Source organism: uncultured Olegusella sp. (genome assembly GCF_947253395.1).
GTDB lineage: Bacteria > Actinomycetota > Coriobacteriia > Coriobacteriales > Atopobiaceae > Olegusella.
Map to the genome: position 1 here is coordinate 1 of NZ_CAMXYY010000046.1, position 11412 is coordinate 11412.

At 50.0% G+C, this 11412-nt stretch carries 8 protein-coding genes; 1 reads left to right on the forward strand and 7 read right to left on the reverse strand.

Translation table 11 applies throughout. From position 1 onward, the window contains the following. The 6 genes from Q0X25_RS05105 to Q0X25_RS05130 form a co-directional block, all read right to left on the reverse strand. The coding region (locus Q0X25_RS05105) for a bifunctional (p)ppGpp synthetase/guanosine-3',5'-bis(diphosphate) 3'-pyrophosphohydrolase (protein WP_298579481.1) at nt 1-1401 on the reverse strand (1401 nt) is incomplete at its 3' end. A gap of 4 nt (nt 1402-1405) precedes the next feature. Beyond that, nucleotides 1406-4693, reverse strand: a complete 3288-nt coding sequence (recJ, locus tag Q0X25_RS05110; protein WP_298579484.1) for a single-stranded-DNA-specific exonuclease RecJ — start codon at nt 4691-4693, stop codon at nt 1406-1408. A gap of 3 nt (nt 4694-4696) precedes the next feature. Further along, a complete protein-coding gene (secF, locus tag Q0X25_RS05115; protein WP_298579487.1) occupies nt 4697-5692 on the reverse strand; it encodes a protein translocase subunit SecF in 996 nt (331 codons plus the stop codon). Beyond that, nucleotides 5685-7193: a protein translocase subunit SecD gene (gene secD / locus Q0X25_RS05120; protein ID WP_298579490.1), complete on the reverse strand. Its 1509-nt coding sequence runs from the start codon at nt 7191-7193 to the stop codon at nt 5685-5687. The genes secF and secD overlap by 8 nt, the downstream gene beginning before the upstream one ends. Before the next feature lie 174 nt (nt 7194-7367). Beyond that, entirely contained in the window at nt 7368-8495 is a 1128-nt protein-coding gene (gene tgt / locus Q0X25_RS05125; RefSeq protein WP_298579493.1) for a tRNA guanosine(34) transglycosylase Tgt, read from the reverse strand. Nucleotides 8496-8598: 103 nt separating this feature from the next. Next, nucleotides 8599-8871, reverse strand: coding sequence for an HPr family phosphocarrier protein (locus Q0X25_RS05130; RefSeq protein ID WP_021735307.1), 273 nt, complete (start codon nt 8869-8871; stop codon nt 8599-8601). Between the two features lie 175 nt (nt 8872-9046). Here Q0X25_RS05130 and Q0X25_RS05135 point away from each other — a divergent pair, with 175 nt between their 5' ends. Beyond that, on the forward strand, nt 9047-10339 hold the full coding sequence (locus tag Q0X25_RS05135; RefSeq protein ID WP_298579498.1) for a hypothetical protein: 1293 nt from the start codon (nt 9047-9049) through the stop codon (nt 10337-10339). Nucleotides 10340-10380: 41 nt separating this feature from the next. Here the strand turns inward: Q0X25_RS05135 and queA are convergent. Next, a partial coding sequence (queA, locus tag Q0X25_RS05140) for a tRNA preQ1(34) S-adenosylmethionine ribosyltransferase-isomerase QueA (RefSeq protein WP_298579501.1) occupies nt 10381-11412 on the reverse strand: 1032 nt, incomplete at its 5' end.

Consider the following 11412-nt stretch of genomic DNA (forward strand, 5'->3'; position numbering starts at 1 on the left):
CGAGCTTAGAATAACGGTCTCGTGGGCTCGGAGATGTGTATAAGAGACAGGATTACCAACCTCGGTGTGTACCTGATAGGCAAAGTCCAGCGGCGTGGAATCGCGTCTCAGACTCATAACCGCACTCTTAGGCGTAAAGACAAAGATTTCGTCCTCAAAAAGATCGACACGCAGATTGTTCAAAAACTCATGTGGATCGCCGATTTCGTCTTCAACAGCCCAGTCAAGCGTCTTGCGAATCCAATTGATTTGCGAGTCAATATCGCGGTCAGATGAATCAAATCTACCCGAAGAATTGCCCGAACGCTTATAGAGCCAATGCGCTGCAATACCGTATTCGGCCTGCTCATGCATCTGATAGGTACGAATCTGAATTTCAATAGGGCGCGCATCAAGGCCAACTACGGTCGTGTGGAGCGACTGATAGCCATTGGGCTTGGGCGTTGCGATATAGTCCTTAAAACGCCCAGGTAGTGGATGCCAAAGCGAGTGAACTGCACCCAATGCCGAATAGCAATCAGCAACGGTACGCGTCAGTACGCGCAGAGCAATGAGATCATAAATATCAGAAAATTCTTTGCCCTTGCGTGTCATCTTTTGATAAATAGACCACAGATGCTTGGGGCGACCAAAAATCTGAAAGTCTGCCATGCCTGCGCGACGCAACTCATCATCGAGCGTCTTGATAGCAGCGTTGGTATCTTCTTCACGCTGAGCACGCGAATCCTGCACCATACGAGCCACACGCGCATATTCCTCAGGCTCAAGATAGAAAAATGCCAGATCCTCGAGCTCCCACTTAACCGAAGAAATGCCCAAACGGTCTGCTAAGGGTGCATAGACATCCATAGTCTCGTGTGCCTTGTACAGCTGACGGTCAGGTGGAATCGCTGCAAGGGTGCGCATATTATGCAGACGGTCGGCAAGTTTAACGATAACAACACGAATATCTTTGGACATCGCCAAGAACATCTTGCGAAGGTTGAGAGCCTGCTTTTCATCCATCGAAGACACATGAATAGAGGTTAATTTGGTAACACCATCTACAATCTCAGCAACATTGTTACCAAAACGTTTGCGCACATCTTCTAGGGTTGCAGGCGTATCTTCAACGGTGTCGTGAAGCAAAGCTGCACAGATTGAATCAGCATCCATACGTAGATCACGAGCCAAAATCAAGGCAACCTCAACAGGATGGTTGATATAGGGCTCACCCGAACGACGCCGCTGATCGCGGTGGAATTCAGCAGCAAAACGGTATGCCTCTTCAACGCTTCTGTTGGCCTCGTCATCGAGGGTATCTGCACAAGTTACCTGCAAAACGCGCCAATTATCCGCCTGAGGTATGTCAGAACTACGTCGTCGCCCCTCAATATTTTGCTGCTTTAGAAACGTTCCCATACTCTCACCCACCACTTACAACATGCCCAAAACCTGGCACAATTGGCTTGTTAATACTATCAAGCAGTTCTGCTTGTGCACAACGCAAAACCCATTCGCGAAATTCTGCAAAGTCCTCAGCGGCCCTGATACCCTCAACATAGCGGGCTGACTGACCCAAATTCATGTGCGATGGATTACTCGCAAGCTTAATTTCGCGCGTGGGTCCATAGCCATGTAACTGGAGCAGACCAAGTTCAGCAAAAACAGCAATTCCTGCCTCAGAAACCTGCGCATCAAGCGCATAGCGCCCATCCTGCAGGCGAGCTTGTGCTGCAAGCTCCTCATCACTTACACGGATAATGCAGTCATCACTTGTTTGCTCTAGTAGGCGCAATGCACGCCACAGCATTTTAAGCTCGTCTCGCGTGGGAGCAGCAGCAGCCAAGAGACGCTCGTTAACCGAGGCATCCCGAGCAGAAAACATCAGCCAAATATACGCAGGAAGTCCATCACGGCCTACACGGCCACTCATCTGATTGAACTCAGTGCGACCAAAAGGCAACTGGTAAAGCACCACATGGCGCACATCGCCAATATTGACACCCTCTCCAAACGCGCTGGTAGAGACTATACAACACAGTCGCCCATCACGAAACGCACGCTCAACCTTCACGCGAACACGCGGCTCAAGGCCTGCGTTGTAATAGGCAATGCGATCGGCTAGCTCACCGGTCATATGGCGGAGCTTGCGCACCAAAGAAACGCTTTCCTCACGCGAGTTAACATAGATGATGCACTTCTCCCCTTTTGCAACAAGGGAGGCAAGAGCCAACTCACGGTCACGCTTCTCTCGACAGTCAAACAGCTCGAGATTTTTGCGCACAGCCTTATCAATAAGGACGTTTTCACTGCTAATGCCCAACAGATTTTGAATCTGCAAAGTAGTCTCTCGTGGAGCAGTAGCGGTGACTGCCAGCACGGTAGGATGAGCCAATTTATGACGAATTTCAGGGAACTGAGCGTACGCGGGTCGATTTGATGCGGCTTGCATCACATGATGCGCCTCATCTACCACCAAAAAGCCAACACGTGCTATTTGTGCAAAGCGGTCAATATGAATCGCCAAAAACTCTGGCGTGGTTAAGACGATATCGCAACTACCGTCTGCCAATTCCGACCAGACCGTTATACGCCTGTCTTGGGGTGTCGCACCCGTAAGTACGCGAACACCCACACCGATATGTGCAAACTCATCTTGAAGATGGCGAGCTTGATCATTAACGAGAGCACGCAAGGGATAAACAAAGACTGCTGCCTTGTGATAGACAACAGCTTCACGCGCTGCATGCACATGAAAGATTAGTGACTTTCCCCGACCAGTAGCCATCACTACAAGCGTCGATTGCTTTTTTGCCAAGCAGGCAAGTGCTTTGCGCTGAGCAGGAAGGAGCTGATGCTCACCAATAAGCTCAGCCGCTAATACCTCAGTAAGCTCATCGTAATCAAGTTGTGCCAACTCGCATCGATGCTCTGCGGGATTGGGCGCTGGAGGATCAAATCCTTCAAGTATGAGAGATTCACCTGGCGCAGGTCCGCTACTTGGTTGATCGCGAAACAAAATATCTTTGACCATCAGCTTGGTTTTGGTACGACCCTGCCATGTTTCGTTTTTTGTTTCAAATACGAGGTCAACAATACTTTCGGTAGAAGCAGCACGTTCCAACTCGGGAGCATTAAACATCACCGCAGGAACTTCACTAAAGCCATCTGTTGCAATAAACAAAAGATGTTTGCCATTACGCGAGCGTTTGCGATCGCGCATCGAGACACCACGCACAGCAAAGAGGGGCTTTTTATTACCTTGACCAAAGGGTTGCAGTGCCTCAAGCGAGGCAACCGTTTCGACATTGAGCTCAGAAAGCTCGACAAGAGCCGTAACTTCTTTGCGATATTCAAATTGCTCCTGGGGAAGTTTTGCGAGTATCGCAGAGAGTCGCTTACGAAAAGCGTCAATTTTGTTCTGGGCAATGGTGACACCAACAGCACCTGCATGGCCACCAAAACGAATGGTCAAGTCAGCACACTGCTCAACGGCATGAAAAAGATCGACCGTACCAACCGAGCGCCCCGAACCACGTGCTTCGCCATCTACCAAAGAAAACACGATGGCTGGTACGTGATAGTGGTTGACAATACGGCTGGCAACAATACCTTTGACGCCCTCATGCCAGTCTCCACCTGCAACTACTACAACACGACCGCCATCCCAGCAGCGTTCTGCTTCTGCAAGAGCAGCTTCGGACATAGCAAATTCTGTCTCGCGGCGAACTTCATTAATCTGCTCCAACGAAGCCGCAAGCAAACTCGCTTCTTCAATATCATCGGTATAAAGCAACTTAAACGCAATGTCGGTAGAACCCATCCGACCTGCCGCATTAAGGCGCGGAATAATCGAGAAGGGCAGGTCGTCAGCAGCAACTGTTGATAAGTCTACCTTGGCAATTTGTGCCAAGGCTACCAAACCAGGGCGTGTGGAATGATGCATGCATTCAATACCATCTGCCACCAAGGCACGATTTTCGCCCTGAAGCACCATCATGTCCGAAACAGTACCTAGGCAGGCAAGCTCGGTCAATGAACGCCACAAATATGGCTGCCCCAATCGGCGCCCCAATTCACAGACGAGCTTGAGTGCAACACCTGCTCCCGCCAAGTCTCGAGAAGGACAGTCAGCGGATAACTTGGGATCAACCACCGGAACACCCGTTGGCACCAAATCCGCAGGCTCATGATGGTCGGTAATCACCACATCAATATTGTGTTCAAGCAAGGCTTTTACTTCTTCAGCTGAAGCAATGCCATTATCAACAGTTACCACCAATTGAGGCTCACAAGCCTCAACTACGCGCAACAAAGCATTTTTGCTAAGACCATATCCTTCGGTAAAGCGATCAGGAATAAACGCTCGCACCTGTGCCCCAAGCGCACGCAAGCCCAAGCCCAAAACACTTGCTGCCGACATACCATCCACATCAAAATCACCAAAAATCGCGATTGACTCACCATCGGAGATGGCTCGCATAATGCGCAGCACCGCTTCTTCCATATCTGGAATCAACAGTGGATCGGACCAGTCGCGTTCAAGCGAAGGCGTCAAAAATCTTTGTGCTTCAACAGGGTCACTCACACCTCGAGCAGCCAAAACACGCGCCGCTAAAGGTGCTAATCCCAACTCAGAAATAAGTCTGGTTTCTGCTTTTTTATCTTGTTGCAGCAGCTGCCAGCGTCTGCTGCCTGCCAAGCCGCCCATGGCCTACTGCCCACGCTTTGTAAAGCTACGTGCTGCTCCGCGTTCATTCTGCTGGACAATACGCACTGCAGCCCCGGCGCCACCATAGCGCTCTTCGAGTTTGCGCCATTTAGGCTCGTGAGTCTTCCAAATCGCAAGCAGCGGGCTTGCGATGGCAAAGCTTGAGTAGGTACCCAAAAGTTCACCGATAAGCATGGCAAAAGCAAAGTCACGCAGCGTTGTGCCACCAATGGCATACATGACGATGATGGGCACAATGGTAGTAATAGTTGTATTAATAGTACGAACAATAACTTCGTTAATCGAGTAGTTTGTAATCTGGAAATAGGTACGGTGGTTTGCATCTCCACCGCGCTTGGCATTCTCATTTATACGATTGAACTCAACAACCGTATCGTAGAGCGAATAGCCCATAACGGTCAGTAGTGCCGCCACCACATTGGGAGTAATGGGTGTCTGGGTCCAAGCATACACGCCCAAAATAATGACAAGGTCATGCACCAGAGAAGCCACCGCTGTAATGGACATCTTGAATTCGTAGCGGAGAGACACAAAAGCAATGATGGCCACCAGTGACACCAAAAAGGCAATACCTGAGGATCGTACCGTATCAGCACCCCAGTCGGGACCGATAGTGGTGACCGTATAGGAGGACTTAGGCAGCTTGAGCGACTCGGCAGCAGCCGCAGCATGTGCCGTTGCATCTGTAGGATTGGTCGCATCCGAGCGCACAAGGAAGCCTTGCTCACCCTCGGTCACCGCCGTTTGAATAGTAAGGTTTTGCTCACCGGTAGCCTCAAGTGCACTGCGCATTTGAGCAATACTAATATCACCCGTATTTTGGAAGTCAATCTCAGTACCACCACGGAACTCAATACCAAAGACTAAGCCGCGAGCAATTAAGCCCACAATTGACAGCACTATTAAAATTCCCGAGAAGGTCAACAGCTGGAAACGGTGACCCATAAAGTTAATTTCAAAAGCAAAGTGACTACGCATGGGCCACACCTCCCTTCGAAGGCTGACCATGACGTGCACGCTCGCCCTCTTCCATATCGCTGCGAACACCCCAGAACCTAGGATGCTTCTCGATAGAAGCTGCTAACAGGCGAAGTGCCGGCGCTTTAAAACAAAACATCGTTACCAAGTCGCAGGCAACACCCAACATTAAGGTAAGACCAAAGCCTTTCACCGATCCTACGGCCACAGCAAAAAGAGCAATGGCGGTTACCAACGTAACAGCATCAGCGTCCAGTGAGGTAGCGATACCATGTTTGACACCAGACATCGAAGCTTGACGCACGGTACGTCCCATACGGATTTCTTCGCGGAAGCGCTCAAGAACCAAAATCGAGGAGTCCGCAGCAGAACCGGTAGTCAACACCACGGCAGCAAGTCCTGGTAGCGTTAATGAGTAGGCTCCAAAATGCGAAAGCAACGCCAATAAACCTAGATAGAGCAGCGCAAAGATACCAAGTGAACCCATGGTCAAAAGGCCAAGCCCTTGGTAGAAGAAAAAGAGGTAGATGATAACAATCGCAGCACCCGCAGCAATTGCAGCTACACCCTGTGTGAGCGAATCTTGACCCAGCGTAGGACCAACAACACGGCTCTCTGAGTAGGTCAGCGTTACTGGAAGAGAACCAGAATCAAGGATGGTCTTGAGTGAACGAGCTTCCTCAGCAGTAAAGCCACCTGTAATAGAAACCTGACCACCACCAATTTCTTCTTGCACCGCAGGCGATGACTTAATAACACCATCAAGCACAATCGCAATACGCCCATTGGTAGGTGCAAGCTCACGAGTAACCTTGGCAAAGGTTTTTGCCGCATCAGAGTTGAGTTTGACATTGACTGCATAGGCACCCGTAGCCGATTGGCCTGCCTGTGCTACCGAAGTCGAGGTGATAGACGAACCATCCATAAAAGCCTTATACGTACCTGGCTTGAGTTGGATGTTGGTGGCATCTTTGCTCTCAAGACGAGCAAGCGCATCGGCATCACCAATTTCATCGAGACGAACAAATTCAAGCTTGCCTGTCTTGCCGATGGTCTGCACTGCAGAATCGGCATCAGTCGCACCAGGAATCTGTACCAAGATGGAGTTGGAACCTTGCTTTTGTACGGTAGCTTCGGAAGCACCCAAAGAGTTCACACGATTTTGGACGATAGTGGTAGCGGTAGACATCTCATCGCCTGTTGGAGCAGAACCATCTGGCTTGGCAGCCGTCAAAATAACAGAGACACCACCACGAATATCAAGGCCCTGGGTAATACGTTCGCTCAAAGGTGTAAAGCCCCAGACACATACCACACACAGGCACGCAAGAAACACAAGCGTTGCAATATGCCTTCGCATAACCGCAGGCATATGCCTCGTTTTGCGGGCTTTATTACGTTGTGATGAGTTGCGCTGATTGCTTGTCGTAGAGCCAGATGTCGCCTGCCTCCAGCTATCAAAGCCCGAAGCGGACTTTGAGCCGTTCTTCTTGCTTGCCATATGTATCTCCTGAACTACCAGTAGTTTAACCAGCCCATTTTACCAGTCTTGGCAGACATAAGACGGCGCAAGAGCAACTGCAGCCCCTCGAACAACAACATTAAGCTACGAACGGCTGGTATTTTGCAGTTTTTTGACAAGAAAAACGATGGGCAAGAACAATCGCTCTGCTTTTTAAAAGTCATTACTTGCAGGCAACTCATTCCACGTATTGACAAAATCATGGTATGTACCTGCAATGATGGCTTCCCGAGCATCACGCATCAACTGTAGGAGATAAAAAATATTGTGCTGTGATAACAAAATGCCACCGAGCATTTCATTTTGCTTAACCAAATGATGGAGGTAAGCGCGCGTATAGCCCCCTTGGCATACGGGGCAATGACACTGTGCATCCAAAGGAGCGGCATCGTGAATAAAGCGAGCATTTTTGAGATTGATACGACCTTCACTTGAAAACGCTGTACCCATACGAGCAGTACGCGTAGGAAGCACACAGTCAAACATATCAATCCCACAAGCCACGCCACGCACCAAAGTTGTGGGATTGCCAACACCCATTAAGTAGCGAGGTTTGTTACGTGGCATATACTCAGAGACCAAAGGTGTCAACGTCTCAAACATCGTTTGATGATCCTCGCCTACTGAATAGCCGCCAATACCATAACCTGGGAAGTTGCCGCACTTCTCTAGGTGGCGCAGACTTCTCAAACGCAAATCCATATCCATACCACCCTGAACAATGCCAAAAAGTGCCTGGTCTTTGCGGGTATGTGCCTTATAACAGCGTTCAGCCCACTTGCTTGAAAGCTCAACCGCACGCTCAACAAAACTACGCGTTGCAGGATAGCCAGGACACTGATCTAACTGCATCACAATATCAGCGCCCAGCTTTTGAGCTATCTCCATATTGTCTTCAGGAGTCCAAAAGACATAACTTCCGTCGTAATCTACTGCTCGAAAACGCACACCCTCATCACTGAGCTTGACAAAATCACCATGTGAAAAGACCTGAAATCCACCTGAATCGGTGAGGATAGGTCCATGCCACTGCATAAAATCATGCAGACCACCCATCTCAGCAACTAAGTCTGCACCTGGGCGCATTGATAAATGGTAGGTATTTGCCAGCAAAATCTTGGTGCCCAACTCAGATAGAGTCGAAGTCATCAGACCCTTTACCGTTGCCTTGGTACCCACTGGCATAAAAATAGGGGTGGGAATATCACCATGAGGCGTATGTAAGACACCTGCGCGTGCATGGGTTTTTGGATCTTCTGCGATGATGTCGTACTCAAACATACTGCCTCGTCATTCTTATCTACAAAATACCAACAAAAAGCCCAGCACATACTGGTGCTGGGCTTTGATGTGCCATAAACTGCACAAGTGCTCCTCGATGTGCCTACTCGCCGAAGCCGCTGTCAATAAGAGCAATCAGAGCGTCGAGGGCTTCCTGCTCGTCAGGACCGTCACATGCAAGCTCAACGGTGGTACCGGTACCCAAGCCAGCAGCCAAAACCATCATGATGGAGTTAGCCTTAACAGGAGCACTGTCCTTGTCAACGTTACGAATCGTAATCTTGGACTGGTACTTCTTGACCTCACTGACGAACACGGATGCGGGACGGGCGTGCAGGCCAGTAGCGTTCGTGATCGTCGTCTGCTTCGAAACCATACTGGACTCCTTAGATGAGAGGGCGAGAAGGTTCTCGCCGTTGGACTTAATGTCATTCTAGCAAACATCAAGGCATAATATCGGCGAGCTAATTCCAGATACGACAGAATAGAATTTATGTGGTAACACTTATACTGATTTTTAGCGTTTTGCAGATATAGCGAAAGGGAACACGATGAAGCTCTTCTTCGCAAATGGGACAAAAAAAGACGAACAGGGTATCACTCCTGAGGCAGTACCTTCAGCAGATACGGCTGACAGCTATCCTTCTGCCAATAACTCAATTGCAACTGATGAGCCAACAGCGAGCGAATTATCCGCTGAAAGCGACGAAAAGCCGCTCTCTGAAAATGCATTTCTCGCAGGTATTGCTGCTCTGCGTGAGGTACATCATGCCTCTAGGCGCACCGAGGAAGCTCGGCAACGTCTCGCCGAACTTCAGGCTGAAATCGAGGAGGACAGCGATGAGCTCAATCACCGTCTGTCCATTGAGCATAATTTTGAGCAAATCATCGCACGTAATACCGCCGAACTTGAACAAGCAAGCACCGATGAAAAAGACGCGCATGCTCGTGGTGACCTTGCGAGTGCAACTCGTAGCGATCTCACAAAACAGCTTGAGGCGATGAAAGCCAAACATGAGGAGAAGCTTGGCCCCTACCGTGGTCTTATGGAAACCACCAAGGCGCGCGCTGATGATGCATCACGTGCCCTCGGCGAGGCTCGCCGCGATGCTAAATCTGCCGAATCCCAAGAAGCAGAAGCGGTACGCAATCGCGATGCAGCAATAGCCTCGGCAAACCGTGCAGTTGATACCGCACGAGACCGCTTGCAACGCGCACAGGACGAGCTTACCCGTGCAAAGCAAAGCCAAAACACCACTCAAAGCACCACCGATCGTCTGCTGCACCAAGTCATTACCGAACAGGCAGCACTTGACCTTGCCAAACAAAAGGTTCCCAGCGTAACAACAGAGGCCGATCAACGCGTTGAAACTGCGCAGACCTATCTCGCTTCGCGCAAGCAGATTTTGGCCGAGGTGGAACATCAGGCAAGTGAGGCCAAGGCCGAGGCGGGTGCCCGCAAAGAAGAATATGACGAGCTCTATAAACAGGCTATGGCTGACGAAGAGGTACTCAAAAAGCAGATTGCGGTCTGCGATAGCGATCTTGAGCAAGCAAATGACAACGCCGCTGAGGCTCGCGAGCGTGCAGATGTTGCACAAGCAGCGCTCAATGAGGCTAACGATATCCACTCCACGCCTGAAGTGACTACCGAGCTGCACGAACGCATCGCAAGCTCGCAAGAACAAGCAGCCGCTATGAGTGCTGAGGCTGATGCTCTTGCCCAAAAAGAACATATACTCAGAACCGAAACTCGTGGTTCACGCGCATTGATTATCAGTGTCGCTATTGTGCTTGTCATCCTCATCGCAGTGGTGGTTTGGCTGCTTTTCTTTTCCAAGTAAGCACCAGCAATCACGATGAGGTTGACGCGCACAAAAGACGATTACTCGATAAACATGGCGTCTCCAAAGGAGAAGAAACGGTACTTCTCGTTAACTGCATGCTGGTACGCAGAAAGAATCTGTTCTCGTGTCGCAAAGGCCGAAACCAACATCACCAGTGTCGAACGCGGTACATGGAAATTAGTGATTAGTCCATCTACTACGTGATAGGTAGAACCAGGCATGAGGTACAAATTGGTCGTGGCGCTATTGCGCGCCACGATGTCGCCTTTGCCCCTTATCGCTGCAGAATCAGGAGCGTCTTCAAAATGACGCGCCGTTACAGGACACGCTGCTACAGGAGCCTCTGCTTCCCAGGCGCTTTCAAGCGAGCGAACGGCTGTCGTTCCCACTGCAATAACACGATGACCAGCAGCTTTGGTGGCATGTACTGCATCGACTACCTCCTGCGGAAGGTGATAGCGCTCGGTATGCATGACATGTTGGGTGGGGTCATCCTCGCTTACCAGACGGAAGGTATCAATACCCACCTCTAATTCCACCGCAACAATACCGATACCTGCAGCTTTTATACGATCGAGCAGTTCAGGCGTAAAGTGTAAGCCTGCCGTGGGAGCAGCAGCAGAATGTTCTTCTTGCATGGCATAAACCGTCTGATACTTTTCGGGATCACCCTCATACTTGGTGATATAGGGAGGCAAAGGCACATGACCTGCTTTGTGTATAGCCTCATCCAGGGTAAGGCCGTCAGTAGGAGTAAAACGAATAAGGCGCCCGCCTTTGTTATCAGGAATAAAATCAAGGATTTCACCTGAAAGCACCACAGGAGAAGACTCAGACGCATGCAGGCCACCTTCGCGATACTCCACCACAGCACCCTGCTTGAGACGCTTGCCTGGATTAACCAAACATTCCCACACATGACCCAACGGATCTTGATCTTCACGGCGCTTTAGCAACAGTGTTTCAGCAACACCACCCGTCTTGCGCTTGTGTCCCACAAGACGTGCGGGCATCACGCGAGTCTTATTGACAACAAGCAAATCTCCCGCTTCGAGATAGTCAAGTATGTC

What these genes read in the sequence shown, in the direction of transcription:
- recJ (WP_298579484.1), bottom strand. Translation starts at nt 4,693, where the DNA reads ATGGGCGGCTTGGCAGGCAGCAGACGCTGGCAGCTGCTGCAACAAGAT.
- secF (WP_298579487.1), bottom strand. Translation starts at nt 5,692, where the DNA reads ATGCGTAGTCACTTTGCTTTTGAAATTAACTTTATGGGTCACCGTTTC.
- secD (WP_298579490.1), bottom strand. Translation starts at nt 7,193, where the DNA reads ATGGCAAGCAAGAAGAACGGCTCAAAGTCCGCTTCGGGCTTTGATAGC.
- tgt (WP_298579493.1), bottom strand. Translation starts at nt 8,495, where the DNA reads ATGTTTGAGTACGACATCATCGCAGAAGATCCAAAAACCCATGCACGC.
- Q0X25_RS05130 (WP_021735307.1), bottom strand. Translation starts at nt 8,871, where the DNA reads ATGGTTTCGAAGCAGACGACGATCACGAACGCTACTGGCCTGCACGCC.
- Q0X25_RS05135 (WP_298579498.1), top strand. Translation starts at nt 9,047, where the DNA reads ATGAAGCTCTTCTTCGCAAATGGGACAAAAAAAGACGAACAGGGTATC.